At 73.9% G+C, this 16972-nt stretch carries 14 protein-coding genes; 5 read left to right on the forward strand and 9 right to left on the reverse strand.

Annotated elements, in window-relative coordinates; all coding sequences use genetic code 11:
* Nucleotides 1-6 precede the first annotated feature (6 nt).
* The 5 genes from AB0N90_RS14320 to AB0N90_RS14340 all read right to left on the reverse strand — a co-directional run bounded on the left by AB0N90_RS14320 (nucleotide 7) and on the right by AB0N90_RS14340 (nucleotide 5340).
* Nucleotides 7-951 carry an MIP family channel protein gene (locus tag AB0N90_RS14320; protein WP_361672292.1) on the reverse strand — a complete coding sequence of 315 codons (945 nt, stop codon included), beginning with the start codon at nucleotides 949-951 and terminating at the stop codon, nucleotides 7-9.
* A 129-nt stretch (nucleotides 952-1080) separates the two neighbouring features.
* On the reverse strand, nucleotides 1081-1749 hold the full coding sequence (locus tag AB0N90_RS14325) for an SDR family NAD(P)-dependent oxidoreductase (RefSeq protein WP_365196233.1): 669 nt from the start codon (nucleotides 1747-1749) through the stop codon (nucleotides 1081-1083).
* A gap of 46 nt (nucleotides 1750-1795) precedes the next feature.
* Nucleotides 1796-2497, reverse strand: coding sequence for a DUF6445 family protein (locus AB0N90_RS14330; protein ID WP_361672287.1), 702 nt, complete (start codon nucleotides 2495-2497; stop codon nucleotides 1796-1798).
* Nucleotides 2498-2630: 133 nt separating this feature from the next.
* Nucleotides 2631-4277: a glycoside hydrolase family 13 protein gene (locus tag AB0N90_RS14335; RefSeq protein WP_365196236.1), complete on the reverse strand. Its 1647-nt coding sequence runs from the start codon at nucleotides 4275-4277 to the stop codon at nucleotides 2631-2633.
* 94 nt (nucleotides 4278-4371) lie between these two features.
* A complete protein-coding gene (locus tag AB0N90_RS14340) occupies nucleotides 4372-5340 on the reverse strand; it encodes a nucleoside hydrolase (RefSeq protein ID WP_365196238.1) in 969 nt (322 codons plus the stop codon).
* A gap of 195 nt (nucleotides 5341-5535) precedes the next feature.
* Here AB0N90_RS14340 and AB0N90_RS14345 point away from each other — a divergent pair, with 195 nt between their 5' ends.
* Entirely contained in the window at nucleotides 5536-6321 is a 786-nt protein-coding gene (locus tag AB0N90_RS14345; RefSeq protein ID WP_365196241.1) for a hypothetical protein, read from the forward strand.
* A 53-nt stretch (nucleotides 6322-6374) separates the two neighbouring features.
* On the opposite strand, the gene AB0N90_RS14350 is transcribed toward AB0N90_RS14345, so the two are convergent.
* Nucleotides 6375-7718: a helix-turn-helix domain-containing protein gene (locus tag AB0N90_RS14350; RefSeq protein WP_361672276.1), complete on the reverse strand. Its 1344-nt coding sequence runs from the start codon at nucleotides 7716-7718 to the stop codon at nucleotides 6375-6377.
* Nucleotides 7719-8085: 367 nt separating this feature from the next.
* On the opposite strand from AB0N90_RS14350, the gene AB0N90_RS14355 reads away from it, so the two are divergent.
* Together AB0N90_RS14355 and AB0N90_RS14360 are read left to right on the forward strand one after the other, a co-directional pair.
* Nucleotides 8086-9348: an amidohydrolase gene (locus tag AB0N90_RS14355; RefSeq protein ID WP_365196242.1), complete on the forward strand. Its 1263-nt coding sequence runs from the start codon at nucleotides 8086-8088 to the stop codon at nucleotides 9346-9348.
* 121 nt (nucleotides 9349-9469) lie between these two features.
* Nucleotides 9470-11428 (forward strand): Ig-like domain repeat protein, encoded by a 1959-nt coding sequence (locus AB0N90_RS14360; RefSeq protein ID WP_365196245.1) that lies wholly within the window; start codon nucleotides 9470-9472, stop codon nucleotides 11426-11428.
* Nucleotides 11429-11446: 18 nt separating this feature from the next.
* Here the strand turns inward: AB0N90_RS14360 and AB0N90_RS14365 are convergent, their stop codons facing one another.
* Nucleotides 11447-12697 carry a hypothetical protein gene (locus AB0N90_RS14365; RefSeq protein ID WP_365196247.1) on the reverse strand — a complete coding sequence of 417 codons (1251 nt, stop codon included), beginning with the start codon at nucleotides 12695-12697 and terminating at the stop codon, nucleotides 11447-11449.
* 152 nt (nucleotides 12698-12849) lie between these two features.
* Complete coding sequence (locus AB0N90_RS14370; RefSeq protein ID WP_365196249.1) at nucleotides 12850-14046, reverse strand: SpoIIE family protein phosphatase; 1197 nt, start codon at nucleotides 14044-14046, stop codon at nucleotides 12850-12852.
* Between the two features lie 143 nt (nucleotides 14047-14189).
* On the opposite strand from AB0N90_RS14370, the gene AB0N90_RS14375 reads away from it, so the two are divergent.
* Together AB0N90_RS14375 and AB0N90_RS14380 are read left to right on the forward strand one after the other, a co-directional pair.
* Complete coding sequence (locus AB0N90_RS14375; protein ID WP_365196252.1) at nucleotides 14190-14672, forward strand: hypothetical protein; 483 nt, start codon at nucleotides 14190-14192, stop codon at nucleotides 14670-14672.
* A 94-nt stretch (nucleotides 14673-14766) separates the two neighbouring features.
* Complete coding sequence (locus AB0N90_RS14380) at nucleotides 14767-15702, forward strand: hypothetical protein (protein WP_361672260.1); 936 nt, start codon at nucleotides 14767-14769, stop codon at nucleotides 15700-15702.
* Here AB0N90_RS14380 and AB0N90_RS14385 read toward each other — a convergent pair.
* Nucleotides 15590-16957 (reverse strand): PLP-dependent aminotransferase family protein, encoded by a 1368-nt coding sequence (locus AB0N90_RS14385; protein WP_365196253.1) that lies wholly within the window; start codon nucleotides 16955-16957, stop codon nucleotides 15590-15592. The two genes, AB0N90_RS14380 and AB0N90_RS14385, sit on opposite strands and share 113 nt — an antisense overlap.
* Between the last annotated feature and the right edge of the window lie 15 nt (nucleotides 16958-16972).

Below are 16972 nucleotides of genomic sequence, written 5' to 3' on the forward strand. Positions count from 1 at the left end.
GCAGGGCTACTCCTCGGTCGTCTCCACCTGCCGGACGACGCCCGCCTCGGGCAGTTCCTCGTCCTTGGCCCGCAGCACCAGCACGTCCCCGATGAACAGGTCGTAGATCAGGATGCCGATGACCGCGCCGATCAGCGGTCCGACGATGGGGATCCACCAGTAGTCGCGGTACACGCCGGACACACTGCCGGGGAAGGCGAGGCTTCCCCATCCGGCCGACCAGGTGAACAGGCGGGGCCCGAAGTCACGGGCCGGGTTGATGGCGTACCCCGCGTTGGCGCCGTAGGACATGCCGATCGCGGCCACGATGAAGCCGATGATCAGCGGGCCCAGGTTGGCCTGCACCGCGGTGTTGCGCAGGTCGATGACGGCGACGATGAACATGATCAGGAAGGCCGTGCCGACGATCTGGTCGATCAGCGGGCCCCAGATCCCGCCGTGGAAGTAACCCGCGGGGAACGTGGCGAAGATGGAGAACGTGGCGTTCGTGTGCCCGTTCACCTTGGGCCCGGAGGCGGCGGCGTCGTAGGCGCCGATCGCCTGGTGGTAGACCAGGTACACCAGCGCCGCGCCGGTGAAGGCGCCGACCAGCTGCGCGAACCAGTACGGCAGCACCTTGGCCCAGGGGAAGCCGCGGCGCACCGCCATCGCCAGGGTCACCGCGGGGTTGAGGTGGGCGCCGCTGACGCCACCGGCCACATAGACGCCGAAGACGACGGCCATCGCCCAGCCCCAGGTGATCAGCAGCCAGTCGCCGGCGGCGAGGAAGATCGTGGTGGGCGTGGCGGCGCGGCCCGAGCCGGGCAGCGCGGCGACGGCCATCGCGACCACTCCGCAGCCGAAGGCGATGAGCACGAACGTCCCGAGGAACTCCGCCAGGCACTCGCCCAGCAGGCCGCCCCTGGCCCGCAGTTTGGAGGGCTTGATGAGTGACGGGATCTCGACAGCCATGAGGGGCCCCCTTGGAGAGGAGCAATACGGCCAACGTCACCATATTCGCCCACAAATGCTCTTCGCGCAGGGCGGGCCGAGGGGCTGTCACCCCATCGCGTGACCCGTCATCGGCCCGTCATCGGCCCGTCATCGGCTGTCGAGGTCGTCCGCGAAGTGCCGGAACCCGTGCCGCTCCCGGTGCATGCCCCACAGCATCTCGGCGAGCACGGCGGGGTCCTTGCGGGCGTGGCCCGGGGTGATGGCGCCGGGGACGACGAGTTGGGCGACATGGATGCCCTCGGCGGCGAGGCGTTCGTGCAGCAGATGCCCGTACGCGCTCTGCGCGGCGAACGCGACGGACGTACCGGTGCGCTCGACGTGAGGCACGGCGGCCGTGCCCCCGTTCACGAACAGTATGGTTCCGCGCCCCAGGGCCCGCATCCCGGGCAGCACCTGCTGTACGGCGGCGACGGGTCCGTACACCGAGAACTCGATGGGCCCGGTCAGCTGCCGGTGGCCGGTCTCCAGGACGGGCCGCATGAAGTCCTTGTGCGGCACCGGGCTGTACTGGAGCACCTCGATGGTGCCCAGCTCCCGCGCGGCGTCGGCGAGGGCGCGGGCCAGCCGCTCCGGTTCGCGGACGTCGGCGGGGAAGGCGCGGGCGGTGACACCGTCCTCGGCCAGCTCCCGCACCAGCGCCTCCAGCCGGTCGCGGTCGCGGGCGACGAGGGCGATGTCGTACCCTTCGCGCCCGAACCGCCGGGCGACGGCGGCGCCGAGTCCGGGACCGGCGCCCACGATGGCGACAACGCTCACGCCCACCATCCGTACCGCACGCCGGGCCCGGCCGCACCCCGGGCCGTCAGGCCATCCAGAAGAAGACGGCCGTCATGCGCTTCTCCTCCAGCGTGGCGCCGGTGTAACCGGTCGCGCTGTGCACGAGGTTGGCGTTGTAGAGCAGCAGGCGGTTGTACTTGTGCGGGACGCGGACGTCCTCCTCGAAGGCGTCCGGGGCGACGAAGCGGGTACCGAGGGCCTCGACCAGGTTGGTGTGCGGGGCCTGGACGACATTGCCGCCGAGCCGGCCGCCCGGCAGGTGCTGGCGGTAGAAGCTGGTGCCGCAGTCCTTGGGGACGCCCGGGTTGAGGTACAGCACCGCCGCGTACCGGCACAGCGCGCGCGAGTCGGTGTGCGGGCGCGGCTCGCTCTCGCCCGCGCCGACGACCTGGACGCAGTTGTGGTTGAGCGTGCCGCCGCCGGGCGCCTTCTGCACCCACAGCTCCTTGGCGCCGGTCGCCTTCCTCACCAGCCGCTCGATGACGGCGAGTTCGGCGGGTTCGAGCCCCGGCATGGCGCGCAGGCCCGGCCAGGTCTCGGAGGTGTACGGGTAGCCCTCGACCCAGTCGTCCTTGGCCAGACAGCGCGCGCGCACCGCGTCCACGTCGGGCAGGACGTCGTCCAGGACCCAGTAGTCGCGGCCCTTGGTGGGCTTGCGGTAGGGCAGCACGGGCAGCGCGCCCGGGGCGCGGGCCGCGGGCATCCTGGGAGGTGGCTGTGGGGGCATGCGGCGAATCTAGGCCCGCGTTCTCCCCGCCTTCTCCCGAGGACTGGTCAACGTTTCCCCAACCATGTGTCATGTACACCAAAGCGCGGCAATGAGACCGGTCACGGGGTGACCGGCCCCCTCGCCCCGCAGGTCAGCCGAGCCAGACCGTCGTGTCCGGGGGCAGCCCCCCGTCCCCGGGCAACGGCCCGCTGCTCAGCAGCACTTCCCCGGCCGGCATCGGCACCGCCGCCGAGCCCAGGTTGGCGACACACCGCCACCCCTCGCAGCGGCCGAAGTCCAGTACTTCTTCAGGGGAGTCGGTCGACCAGATGAGCGACTCCCCGTCGAGCAGCTTGCGGCGCAGGCGCAGCGCGGTGCGGTACAGCTCCAGCGTCGAACCCTCCACCCCGCTCTGCGCCTCGACGGCGTACGCCGCGAAACCGCTCGGCTGCGGCAGCCAGGCACCGCCGGGTCCAAAGCCGTACGACGCCCCGTCCGCCGACCACGGCAGCGGCACCCGGCAGCCGTCGCGCCCCTTGCGGACATGCCCGGTCTGCTCCCAGATCGGGTCCTGGAGCACCTCGGTGGGCAGGTCGGCGACCTCGGGCAGACCGAGTTCCTCCCCCTGGTAGAGGTACGACGCCCCGGGCAGCGCCAGCATCAGCAGGGTGGCGGCCCGGCCCCGGCGCAGGCCCGCCTCCCGGTCGACCGCGGGCGCGTGACCGCCGGACAGCAGCCAGGCCCCGGGGTCGGTGCCGGGCGGGAGCATCAGCCGGGAGTGGTGCCGTACGACGTCGTGGTTGGACAGCACCCAGGTGGCGGCGGCGCCCGCGGCCCGCGCGGTGGCCAGTTCCTCGGTGATGACGCGGCGCAGCTCCGCCGCGCTCCAACCGGCCTCCAGATACTCGAAGTTGAACGCCTGGCCGAGTTCGTCGGGCCGGGCGTACAGGGCGCGGCGGGGGCCCGGGACCCAGGCCTCGGCGACGGCGCTGCGCGGTGGCCGGTAGGCGTCGAAGACCTTGCGCCAGTCGCGGTAGATCTCGTGCACCTCGTCGCGGTCCCAGTAGGGGTGGTCGCCGGGCGGGACGCGGAGCAGGGCGGTCTCCCCGGCGGCGCCGATGCCGCCGATGTCGCGCAGCGGCTCGGTCAGCTCCTTGGCCAGTCCGTGCGCCACGTCCACGCGGAAGCCGTCCACGCCCCGGTCGGACCAGAACCGCAGGGTGGTGCGGAAGTCGGCGCGCACCTCCTCGTTGTCCCAGTTGAGGTCGGGCTGCTGGGCGGCGAACAGATGCAGGTACCACTCGCCGTCGGCCACCCGGTGCCAGGCGCTGCCGCCGAAGACGGACTGCCAGTCGGAGGGCGGGAGTTCGCCCCGGGCGCCCCGGCCGGGCCGGAAGACGTACCGCTCCCGGGCGGCGGATCCGGGTCCGGCCCGCAACGCCTCCTGGAACCACGGGTGCTGGTGCGAGGTGTGGTTGGGCACCAGGTCCACCACGACCTTCAGACCGAGCCGGTGCGCCTCGGCGACCAGCGCGTCGAAGTCGTCCAGGCTGCCCAGGCGCGGGTCGACGTCCCGGTGGTCGGCGACGTCGTACCCCCCGTCGGCGAGTTCGGACGGATAGAACGGGCTCAGCCACAGGGCGTCCACGCCGAGCGCGCCGAGATGGTCCAGGCGCTGGGTGATGCCCTTGAGGTCCCCGAGCCCGTCCCCGTCGGCGTCGGCGAAGCTGCGCGGATACACCTGGTAGATGACGGCCTGCCGCCACCAGTCGGGGTTCCTGGAGGAGAGGTCTGCCATACGGGTTCCCTTCGGTACGACGGACGAAGCGGACGCGACGTAGAGAATCTGTCCACATTGCCCGGAAAGCGAACCTTGGAAACCGGGCCCGGCGTCAGGACCGTCCGACCGTCTCCAGGTACAGCCGGGTGTACCGGTCCGCGTCGACCGCCAACGCCACGTCGATCAGCGGCCGTTCGCGCTCCCCGTGATGGATCTCGGCCTCGCCGGGGCGGGGCCGCCGGTCCACGAGCGTCTGCCCGCGGCCCGGTCCGGGCGCGAGGCTGACCTCGACCGGCAGCAGCCGGGTGGTGAGCCCGCCCGGATCGGCGACCGCGCACACCGCGCCCGCGTCCCCGAGCCCGCCCGCCTCTTCCGCCTCGGGCGGCTCGCCCTGGGTGGCCGGACGGTGCGCGAGCAGCTCCCCGGCCAGCCGCGCCCCGCGGTCCCCGCTCGCCCGCAGCCGCCGCACCTCCTCGGCCTCGACGACCACCTGCCGGAACACGTCCAGGCCGTACATCGTGATCGGCACCCCGGCGGTGAGCAGTACGGCGGCCGCCTCCGGGTCGTGCCAGACGTTGAACTCGGCGACGGGCGTGGCGTTGCCGACCTCGACCGCGCCGCCCATGAAGACGATCCGCTCGATGTTGCGGGTCACCTCGGGGTGGGTGCGCAGCAGCAGCGCGATGTTGGTCAGCGGCGCGGTGGGGATCAGGGTGACCGGGCGGGGCGCGGCGAGGATCTCGCGGCGCAGCAGGGTGACCGCGTCCACCTCGGCGGGCCGCCGGGCCGGGGCGGGCAGCCCCAGGTCCCCCATGCCGTCCGTCCCGTGCACATGGGTGGCGGGCCGGGCCGGCTCCAGCAGCGGCCGCTCGGCCCCGCGCGCCACGGGAATCTCCGGCGCCCCGGCCTGCTCCAGCACGGTCAGCGTGTTCCGCACCACCCCGTCCACATCGGTGTTCCCGGCCACGCAGGTCACCGCCCGCAGCTCGATCCCGGGATGCCGCACGGCGAACAGCAGCGCGAGGGCGTCGTCGACCCCGGTGTCACAGTCCATGATCACGGGCACGGGACGGCCGGGCATGGGGTCTCCTTCACGGCGGAGGGTCACGGCTCGGCCCGACGGGGGCGCGAGGGGGTCAAACACTAGTTCAGACGGACGGAGCGGGGCGCGCCGTCGGGGCTTTTCGTACGGCTCACCCGTCCGGCCTTCCGCGCTGGTGGGGCGGCCGGGGTGGTGGTGCCGTGGGAGGAGGCACCAGGACCGGGAGGCAGCGTGATGTTCGAGGGGATACGTCCGCGCGGCCGGCTGCCGATGTTCCTGACCGGGCTCGGGCTGCTCGGCATCGGGGGCTGTGCGGCGCTGACGCTGAAGCAGCCGGAGACGGCGCCGCAGCCGCTGCCGACGATCGACCGGCCGGCCCAGGGCTCCAAGGCCCCCGCCCGGCCCGACGGCTCCTCGCTCACCGACGCGCAGGCGCAGGCCGCGCTCCTCGGCCAGAGCGATCTCGGCGCCCCCTGGACCGCGACGCGCGGGGCGGCGACCTGGCGGGACGGGATGCTGAAGGCGAGCACCTCGGCCGGTGAGTGCCAGAAGCTCCTCGACGCCCTCTACAGCGATCAGCTCCTCGGCGGCCCGGCCCGGGTCGCCGTCGGCCTGGACGACGCCGACACCGATGCCCAGCTCCGCTACCAGATCGGCGCGCGCCGCCCCTCCGACGTGGACGCCGCGCTGAACTGGCTGCGCACGATGCCGGTGAACTGCGCCCGCTTCGACGCCGTCACCCCCCAGAACCTCCAGGAGGACGTCCAGGTCTCCGAACTCGCCCTCCCCGAGGTCGGCGACGCCCGGCAGGGCCTGCACATCACCGTCTCCGCCACCACCGAGGACGACCAGGACGTCCGGCTCACCCTGGACGTCGCCACCGTCCGCGTCGGCGACGACGCCTTCGCCTTCACCAATGGCGGTCTGGGCGATGTCCCGGGCGACGCCACCCAGGCGGCCGTGCAGGTGGGCGCGCTGCGGCTGGCGGAGGTGCGCAGACAGGGGCGGGCGGACGTGTAGGGAGGCGAGGGGCCGAGGGGCCGAGGGGCCGAGGAGCCGAGGGGGCAGAGGGGTCAGAGGGGTGGCTGGGCCGGGGCCGGGCCCAGGGTGGTGGTGCCGGGGGTGGTCCGGTGGCCGAGGCCCGTGCGGTAGGCGTCCAGGGCGGCCTCCGTACGGCCGGTGCGGCGCAGCAGGTCGCCCAGGAGGCGGCAGAGGTCGGCCAGATCGCCCGCGGCGCCCGCGCGTTCCAGGAGGCTGAGGGCGCGGACGTAGTGCTCCTCGGCGGACTCGGTCTCGCGGGCGTCCTCGGCGATGATGCCGAGCAGCCGGTGCGCGGCGGCGGCGTGCATCGCGCCGCGCTCGGAGGAGAAGTCGCCCAGCACCCCCTCCAGGAGGGCCCCGGCCTCCGCGGAGCGGCCCAGGCGGTGCAGCACATCGGCGAGTTCCACCGCGGCCTGGCTGCGGTAGAGGGCGGCGCTGGTCTCCGAGAGCATGGCGAGCGCCTGCCGCAACTCGGCTTCCGCCGCGTTCAGTTGGCCGTTCTGCGCGTGCACATAGCCGCGCATCCAGTGGCAGTTGGCCAGCTCGGTGCGCAGCTGGAGCTGGCGGTACAGCTCGGCGGCCTTGGCGAGGGAGGCGTCGGCCTCGGCGGGGCGGCCCTCGGCGAGCAGGGTGCGGGCCACCGAGCGGTGCATCCGGGCGATCAGCGCCGGGTCCCCGGCCCGCGGGGCGAGCGCGAGCGCGAACTCGGCGGCCTGGGCGGCGCGCGCGTGGGCGCCCATGTCCAGGTAGGGGCCGATGACGCTGGCGTACAGGAGCAGCAGCGCGTCCGGGTCGTGCAGGCCGCCCCGGTTGAGTTCGTCGAGGGTGGTTTCCAGGAGGTAGACGGCGTACCGGAGTTCGCCCGCCAGATAGTGGGCGACCGCCCGGCCGCGCACGGCGGGGGCGCGGGCCGCCGGGGAGGCGTCCGCGAGGCGTTCCTCGGCACGCTCGAAGTGCGTGTGGGCGCTCGCCAGCTCACCCGTCTCCAGGGCGCATTCGCCGAGCCCCAGCAGCGCGGCCGCCTGTTCGCCCGGCAGGCCGTGCGACTCCGCCTCGGCCAGCAGCTCGGTGTACCGCCCCGCCGCCTCCTCGGCCCGCCCGTCCGCGAGCGTCCGCCGGGCCTCGGTGAGCCGCAGCCGCAGCTCCGTCGCGAGATGGGCGGGACGGCCCAGGGCCAGTTCCTCGAAGCTCACGCCGAGCCGCCGCGCGATGTGCCGCAGCGCCTCGTCGGAGGCGCGCACCCGGCCCGCCTCCAGGGTGGAGATGTACGCCGGTGTGTAGGCCGGTTCGGCCAGCTGCCGCTGGGTCAGCCCGCGCTCGCCGCGCAGCCGCTGCACCCGTCGCCCCACCGTCTCCGGATCGTCCCGCTCACGCACCGCCGCAACCCCCAACTGGCCCGCCGGACCTTGCCGTTCGGCTCGGAATGCCTCTAGGTTAAACGGCGGATTAAACCTGCTTAATACGCCGCTGTCGTGTTGCGAGGTCGCCGTGTACGGACGTCCATCCGCTCCTTACGGATACTCCACCGCGCGGAGGGCCGTCGCCGCCGCCGTGATAGCCGCGGCGTCCCTGATACTCGCGGCCAACGCGGGCCCGGCGCGTGCCACGGCGCCGGCGGCCCCCGAGGACCAGGTCACCGCCTCGGCCCCGGCGGCGGCCGACCGCTGACCAGAACCACAAGAACCGCAGGAACCACGGGAGCCACCGGTGTCGCAATCCCCACCGCCCGCCTAACCTGCCCGCATGACCTCTGCCGCCGCCAGCGCCGCCACCGCCGCCCGCACCGCCCGGGACCTCACCGCCGACCTGCCGCTTCCCGCTCTGGAGGACCTCTACCGGGACCTGCACCGGCATCCCGAGCTGTCCCTGCGCGAACACCGCACCGCCGGGAAGCTGGCCGGGCGGCTGGCGGACGCCGGGTTCGAGACGGCGGAGGGCGTCGGCGGCACCGGCGTCGTCGGGCGGCTGGCCAACGGCGACGGCCCCACCGTGCTGCTGCGCGCCGACATGGACGCACTGCCCGTCACCGAGGCGACCGGGCTGCCGTACGCCTCCGCCACCGACGGGGTGATGCACGCCTGCGGGCACGATCTGCATGTCACCTGGCTGGCCGGGGCCGCCGCCGCGCTCGCCGCGGGCCGGGACACCTGGCGCGGCACCCTGCTGGTGGTGGGGCAGCCCGCCGAGGAGTCCGGGCAGGGCGCCCGGCGGATGCTCGCGGACGGCCTGTACGAGCGCTTCGGGCGGCCCGACGTACTGCTCGGTCAGCATGCCGCGCCCGGCCCCGCGGGCCTGTACCCGCACGTGCCGGGGCTGATCATGTCGGCGGCGACGGACGTGGACATCGTGGTGCACGGCCGGGGCGGCCACGGCTCGCGCCCGGAGGCGACCGTGGACCCGGTGGTGACCGCCGCCTACCTCGTCACCCGGCTGCAGACCGTGGTCTCGCGCGAGGTCGCCGCGGGCGAGTCCGCGGTCCTCACGGTGGGCCGTATCGAGGCGGGCACCCGGCACAACATCATCCCCGACGAGGCGCGCATCGCCCTGAACCTGCGCACCCAGTCCGAGGCGGTACGGCAGCGGATGCTGGCCGCGATCCGCCGGATCGCCCAGGGCGAGTGCCTGGCCGCCGGCTGCCCCCGGGAGCCGGAGGTGACCCTCGGCGCCACCTTCCCGGTGACCGTGAACGACGCGGCCACCGACACCACCGTCGCCGCCGCGCACCGCGAACTCTTCGGCGCGGCAACGGTGTTCGACCCCGGTCCGGCGATGGGCAGCGAGGACTTCCCCGAACTCGCCCTGGACGGCGCCATTCCCTACGCGTACTGGTTCGTCACCACCACGCCCCACGACATCTGGAACGAGGCGCCCGGCGACACCCTCCCGGAGAAGCTCGCCGCCGTCCCCAGCAACCACAGCCCGCACTTCGCCCCCGACCCGGCCACCGTCGCGCCGGGCGTGCGCACCCTGGTCTCGGGGGCGCTGGCGCTGTTGTCAGAGGCATGACCTAGTCTTCGCATACTCGCCACAGAGGGCACACAGGGCTCGCACATTTGGGGGCTCGCGGGGCCGTGCCCGAAGGCGCTCATGTCTTCATTCGTTCCGGGGGGTTCGAATCAGCGTGCGTATGCGCACTCTCACCGCCGCCACCACCCTGGCGGTTCTCTTCAGCTCGGCGGCCCTCGCGGCCACCCCGGCGTCCGCCGACACCGCCACCGCCCTGCCCGTCAAGCAGGTCGGCGATCTCGTGGTCGACGGGCTCCACCAGCAGGTCTTCATCAGCGACCCGGGCAACGGCAAGATCGTCGTCACCGACTACAGCGGCAAGGTGCTCAAGCAGCTGACCTCGCTGCCCGGCGTCACCGGCCTCGAACTGTCCGCGGACTCCGGCACGTTGTACGCCGCCGTCAAGGGCGCCGACCGGATCGCGGTCGTCGACACCGCGACGGACACACCCGGCGCGCCCTACGCCGTGGGCGGTCAGCCGGTCAGTGTCGCGGTCGCGGGCGGCCGGCTCTGGTTCGGCTACGGCCAGGGCGGCAGCGGCGACATCGGCTCCGTCGATCTCGCCTCCGAGCAGCACGAGGTCACCCTCGGCCAGGGCAGCGGCTGGTACACCGGCCCGTTCCTGGACGCGGCGCCCGGCTCGGACACGCTCGTCGCCGCAGTGCCCGAGGGCAGTCCCACGCTCGTCTCCTACGACGTCTCCTCGGGCACGCCCGCCCGGCTCGCCTCCGCCGACGCCGGCGGCAACCTGCGAGACCTCGCCGTCACACCCGACGGCAAGGACGTCATCACCGCGAGCGCGTCCCCGAACCGACACCCGGTGTTCAAGACGGCCGACCTCACCCCGGACGGCGTCTACGCCAGCGACGCCTACCCGAACGCGGTGGCCGTCGCCCCGGACGGCACGGTCGCCGCGGGCATCGACGGCAGCTACGAGCCGGACATCTACATCTACAAGCCGGGCGCCAGGACCCCGGTGCGCACCTACGACTTCCCGAACACCGGCAACTCGTCCGGCTCGGACGAGCTCGCCGATTCCGCGCTCGCCTGGGCGCCGGACGCCTCCCGGCTGTTCGCGGTGTCGTACAACAGCCTGGGCGCCTATACGCTGCGCGTCCTGAACGCGCCCGCGAAGGCGGTCACCACCGTCACCGTGAGCGCCCCGGCCACCGCCACCCGCGCCAAGCAGCTCACCGTCAAGGGCAAGGTCACCGCCACGGTCGCGCTGCCCGCGGGCACCGCGCTGTCCGTCACCCGCACCGACCTGGACTCCCCCAAGGGCAAGGCCCTGAAGGCGGTCACGGTCAAGGCCGACGGCACCTTCTCCTTCACCGACACCCCGCCGGCCGGCGGCAAGGTGAAGTACACGGTGGCCTACGCGGGCGACGCCCAGCACACCGCGGGCTCCGGCTCCGGCACGGTCGACGTCTCCCGCGCCAAGCCGTCGATCAGCATCAACAACAACGGCAAGACGTACGACTACGGCAAGTCCGTGAAGTTCACCGCGCACCTCGGTTCGACGTACAAGAACCGCTCGGTGGAGATCTGGGCCGACCCCTACGGCACCGACCGGCCCAACAAGCTGATGAAGTCCGGCAAGGTGGACGCGCACGGCAATCTCTCGGTCTGGATGAACCTGTACCGGGACACCAAGGTCACCGCCAAGTTCACCGGCGACGCCCGCTACCGGTCGGCCACGGCGACGAGCACGGCGTACGACCGGGTGAGCGTCTCCACCTCGGTGTCGGGCTCCTACAAGTCCAAGTCCACCTGGAGCCACACCTACTACTTCTTCCACAAGTCCAAGAACCCGGTCATCAACACCAAGATGACGTACTACCCGGGCCGGGCGCAGAAGTTCGAGTTCGAGGTGTACTACCAGGGCAAGTGGTACCCGGGCGACCCCGAGTACTTCGGGCTGGCCGCCAACGGCACCTCCTCGGTCAAGATCACCGGTGACCACGGGCAGGACGTCGGCTGGCGCTTCCGGGTCCGCTCCTCGTACATCAACGGCACCTCGGGCGACATCGTGAACTCCACGACGCACGGCGCCTGGAAGTACTTCACTTTCACCAAGTAGCCGTCTTACGGCGGCGGTTCAGATCTGCTGAAGCTCCCTGAGCTGCCGCCGCACGTCTTCGAGCGCGCCCCGCCGGCGTCCCGGCACCCGCGCGCGCAACTCGGCGAGCGCGGGCCCCAGTTCACGGGCCCGCGCCGCGTCGTCGATCCGGCCCCACTGGTGGTGCGCCCGGTCCACCGCGGCCTCCACGGCGGGCGCGTCCGCCTCCTGCCCGGCCGCGAGCCGCCGCTCGGCGACCGCCATCCACCCCTGGCAGCTGCGCGCCGCGTCCCCGGCGAACATCGCGAGATCGGCGCGCACCTCGGCCCAGTGCAGGGCGTCCTCGGAGGCAGGGCCGTGCTCGTCCGCCGCGGCTTCCTGATGCCGGGCGGCGATCGCCTCCGCCTCCTCGTGCCGCCCGGCCTGTACGGCGGTGCTGATGGCGGCGTGCGGATCCGGGGCCTCGGGGACGGGGTCCGCGGGCGGCGGGGGTACGTCGAGAGGGGCGCCCGGTTCCACGACCGCGTCCACGACCGTGTCCGCAACCGCGCCGACGGGACCGCCGTACGTCTGCCGCGCGCCCACGAACGGGCCGGACCCGAGGGTCCCGCCGGACGTCGGGTGCGGAATCGCCGCATACGGCTGCGGGGCCGGGGCCGGGGCCGCGAGCGGGGCCAGCAGGATGTCGGCCGAGGTCTCCTCCGGGATGCGGGCGAGGGCCTGCTGGTGGAGTTCGTCCAGCGGGGGGCGATGGCCGCTGCGCAGCAGGGTGGCGACCGTCTTCATGTACGACGGCTCGGCCGGCCCCCGGCGCCCGTGCGGCGGGGCGATCCGGCCGTAGACCGCGGTGGTGCGGCCGCAGTCCAGCGGCTGTTCGTGCAGCTGCCGCCAGACCTCCGGGTCCGCGTGCAGATCGACCACCAGGGCCGTCTGCCCGGGGGCGCGCAGCCGCAGCTCCTCGCGGATCCAGTGCCAGGGCACCGCGGTGTAGCGGACCGTGGCCGGGGTGGTGCGGGCCAGCGCCAGATGCGGCAGCCGCTGCCTGCGGTCCAGATGCAGCTGGCCGGTGAGGAACACGGTGAGCGGTCCCGGCGCGGCCGCGGCGGCGCGCAGCCGGGTGAGGACGCCCTGGGGCTCCACCGGGTCCGCGAGCTCCACGACGTTGGCGGTGTCGGTGCCGGACAGCACGGTGGGGGCGACGGCGGCCAGCACCGGCAGCACGGCGGCCGCGTCCACCAGGCGTCCCCGGCCCAGCGGCGCGGCCGCGAGCAGCAGCACGGTTCCGGGCATGGTCCCTCCCCCTGTAGGCCCTGCGGTCCCTGCGGATCCGCTCTCTCCCGTCAGCACCGTAACCGCTGCGACCCCCGCGACGCGCCCCAGCCCGGGGAACATCCCCCTTCGGGCGCTCCCGCCTGCCCCCCGGTCCCCTCGGGGTTGCCCCCTCAGGGGAGCTGGCCCCCCGGCGGCCGCGGCGCCGCCCCGATCTCCGGCAGCGGCTGCGTCCCCGGGCACTCCTCCGTCTCCGGGAGGCGGCGGACCGCGAAGACCGTGGTGTCGTCGGCCAGCCGGCCCCCGCTGTGCCGCAGCACCCCGTCGCGGACCCGCCGGACCAGCCGGCCGGGTTCCGCGCAGCCGGGATCGGCGGTGAGCGCGCGGGCGACATCGCCGATCAGGTCGTAGAACTCGCCCCTGCCGTCGCGGGCCTCGGTCACCCCGTCGGTGACCACCAGCAGCGTCTCCTCCTCGGCGAGCGGCACCCGGTGGACCGGCGGCAGCCCGCCGACCAGGTCGCACAGGCCGAGCGGTGCCCCGTCCCCGCTGGGCAGTTCGCGCACCCCGTGCGGCCCGACCGCGAGCGGCGCCTCGTGCCCGAAGTTGAGGACGTCGACCATTCCGCTCTCGCCCCAGGCGAAGTCGACCAGCACGGCCGTGGCGAACCGGTCCCCGTCCCGGCGGCCGATCGCGGTGGTGTGGACGCGGTGCCGGATCATCCGGCTCTCCAGGCGCTCGCCGACGGTCCCGAGATCCTTCTCGTGGTACCCGGCCTCCCGGAAGGTGCCGAGCAGCGCGGCCGCCGCGTCCACCGCGCCCAGGCCCTTGCCCTGCACATCGCCGAGCAGCACCCGGGTGCCGTACGGGCCGGGCTGTATGTCGTAGAAATCGCCTCCGACCTGCGCCTCCACATCCGCGGCGAGATACACCCCGGCCTGTTCGAGACCGGCCCAGCGCGGGGGCAGCGGGCGCAGCACGGCCCGTACCGTGGTCTCGGCGACGTCCTGCATGCGCAGCATGCGCCGCTCCTGCCGCATCCGCAGCGCCGCCGTCAGCGTGGCCAGCACGCCACCGAGAGCGACCAGCACGAAGTCGGGCAGGCCCGCCTGGTACTGGTCGGGCCAGGCGTTGTCCACGAGGACGTACGTCACCAGGGACACCAGCCCGAAGGCGGCCGTCGTCCCCACCCCGCAGACCGCGGCGGCGAGCCCGGGCACCAGGACGATCCAGGAGACGATGCGGAACTCCGCGCCGCTCTCCAGGTCCAGCAGGGCGATGCCGACGAGCAGCAGCGACGGCAGCAGCCAGCCGGGACCCCGCCCGCAGATGCGCGGCGGCTGCCACCGCTTGTATCCCGTCCCGGTCACGGCGTCCGAGTCTCCAGGTTCCCCGGAGAAACACGGGGAAAGGGCGCCGCATCGGGCCCGCGTCCCCCCGGCCGACTTGCCAGAGCCCGCCCCCAGGTGTGCATTGGATAGCGAAACGGGGGCGAGGAGAGAGGAGTGCTCTCATGGCTCATGCGGCACCCGCACCCGGCGGAATCCCCCGGCGCGCCCCGGCGCCCGAGGTGCAGGCCGGCACCTCCCCCGACCAGCGCCGGACACCCGATGTCCTCGGCGCCCGCACCCATCGCATCGCCCGGATCGCGGTCCCCGTCGTCCTGGCCCTCGTCTACGGCTACTGGGTCGCGGCCGACAACCGCGCCGGCGGCCCCATCACCGGCTGGAACCTGCTGCTCGGGTTCGTCAGCGCCCTCGTCTTCGCCGTGGTCTGCATCGCGCTGCTGGCGCTGGCCCCCCGGATGATCCGGGAGGTGCACGCGCTGCTGTGGACGGCGTTCACCGGCATCGCCTTCGGCTGGCTCTACAGCCAGAGCGGCCACTCGGTCCTGCGCTCCATCCTGATGTCCCTGCTGATCGCCGGGGCCACCTTCGTCGTCTTCTTCTACCGGTACTACACCCGCGAGGACGCCTTCGGGCGGCGGATCCGCTGAGGCGGGCGCGATCCACCCGGATCGGATCCGCCCGGATCGCCCGAGCGGACGCACTCCGGTCGCGTGCCGGGCCCGCGGGCCGTTGCCTGAGAGGGTGCCGCCACGCCTGAGGAGCGCCCTGTCGGCCGTACTGATCACCCTGTCCTGCCTGCTCGTGCCGTTCGGCGCGCTGGCACTGTGGGCGACGTACGGACTCACCGACACGGGCCGGTACGTCACCACGATGGCCCCGCTGGCCACCGACCCGGACGTGCGGGAGGCCGTCGCGGACGCCGTCGGCGACAGCCTGCTCCGCGAGGCCGGCGGACGGCTGGAGACCGGCCCGCTGCGCAGCTCCGTACGCCCCTTCGTGCACGACGCCGTGCGCTCCTTCACCCAGACCCAGGCCTTCCGGCTCGCCTGGGACGCCGGTAACCGGGTCACCCACGACGCGGTGCTGCGGGCCCTGCGCGACGACCGCGACGAAGCGGCCGCCGAGCCGGTCACCGTGGACTTCGCCCCCGTCACCGCCCAGGTCAAACAGCAGCTCAGCGACGAGCACATACCGCTCGCCGCCCGTATCCCGGTGCAGCACACCGCGGTCGCCGTGCTCCCGGCCGACGAACTGACCTCGCTACGAAAGGGGTTCCACGTGCTCGAAGTCGCCGGTTTCTGGCTTCCGCTCGCGGCCGTGGCGTTCGCCGCCGCGGGAATCGCCCTGGCCGTGCGCCGCCGCCGGGCCATCGCCGCGACCGCCCTCGGCACCGCCCTCGCGGGCGCGCTGCTCGGTCTCGCGGTCGCCGTCGGCCGCTCCCTGACCCTCGCCGGTCTGCCCTCCGACGTACCCCACCCGGCCGCCGGCGCCGTCTACGACGCCCTGACCGGGACCCTGCGCACCGTCTCCTGGCTGCTGCTCGGCCTCGGCCTCACGGTGGCCCTCACCACCTGGCTGACCCGGAACCTGCGGCCCGCCCGCCTCGTGCGACGGCTGCGAGGACCGAAAGAGCCCGCGCCAGCTCCGGCTCAGGAGCCGACCCGAGTCCAAGCCTGACCGCGCCCGGCGCCCCGCCGGGCCCCACCGCGAACGCCGTCCCCGGCGTGACCGCGATCCCGCGTTCCCGCGCCGCCGCCGCGAAGGTGTCGGCCCGCCATGGCGCCGGCAGCTCCCACCAGGCGAAATAGGAGGACGGGTCCGACCGTACGGCGAAGCCGCCCAGCTCCTCGGCCACCAGCCGCCGGCGCCGGGCGGCATCCCGCCGCTTGGCCGCCACCAGCCGATCCACGGTCCCGTCGCCGATCCAGCGCACCGCCGCCTCCAGCGCGAACGCGCCCGCGCTCCAGCCCCCGGACCGGATCGCCCGCGCCACGGCCTCGGTCCGGTCCCCGGGTACGACGACGAAGCCGACGGTGAGCCCGGGGGCGACGCGTTTGGACAGGCCGTCGACGAGGTGGACGAGATCGGGGGCGAGGGCCGCGAGCGGGGGCGCGCCCGCCTCGGCCGACGGGCGCAGGAAGGACCAGATCCGGTCCTCGACCACCGGTATCCCCAGCCTGTGGACGACGTTCGCCAGCTCGGCCCGGCGGCTCGCGCTCGTGGTCAGCGTGGTCGGGTTGTGCAGGGTCGGCTGGAGGTAGAGGGCGGACAGGGGCGCGGCGCGGTGCGCGGCGGCGAGGGCGTCCGGCCGGGGGCCCTCCTCGTCCATGGCGAGCGGCACCAAAGTCCGCCCGAGCCGGGCGCCGATCTCCTTGACCAGCGGATACGTCAGCGGTTCGACGCCGACCCGGCCGCCGGGCCGGACCAGGGAGACAAGCGTGGCGGCGATGGCCTGCCGGGCGTTGCCGGTGAACAGGATCCGCTCCGGGTCGGCGTGCACACCCCCCTGGGCGAGCAGCCCGGCGACCGCCTCCCGCGCGGCGGGGGTGCCCGTGACCGAAGCCGGGCGCAGCGCGCCGCCGAGCGCGTCCGAGCGCGCGAGCGAGGCGAGGGCCGGGCTGAGCATCTCCGACTGGCCCGGCAGATACGGGTAGTTGAGCTCAAGGTTCACCGGCTCGTCGCCCACCGCCTCGGTCAGGGCGCGCCCCGGCTGCCCGTCCGGCGCGGCGGCCCGTACGAACGTCCCGCGCCCGACCTCCCCCACCACCAGTCCCCGGCGCACGAGTTCGGCGTACACGCGCCCCGCGGTGGAGGGCGCCAGGCCGTGCCGCCGGGCGAACGCCCTTTGCGGGGGCAGTTGTTGCCCCGCCCGCAGTCGTCCGCTCGCGATGTCGGCGGCTATCCGGTCGGCGATACGCCGGTAGTCGTTCACAGTTCCCCCTGATGC

Origin of the sequence: Streptomyces sp. NPDC093018 (assembly GCF_040684035.1) — a bacterium.
In the GTDB taxonomy this organism is placed as follows: Bacteria; Actinomycetota; Actinomycetes; order Streptomycetales; family Streptomycetaceae; genus Streptomyces; species Streptomyces murinus.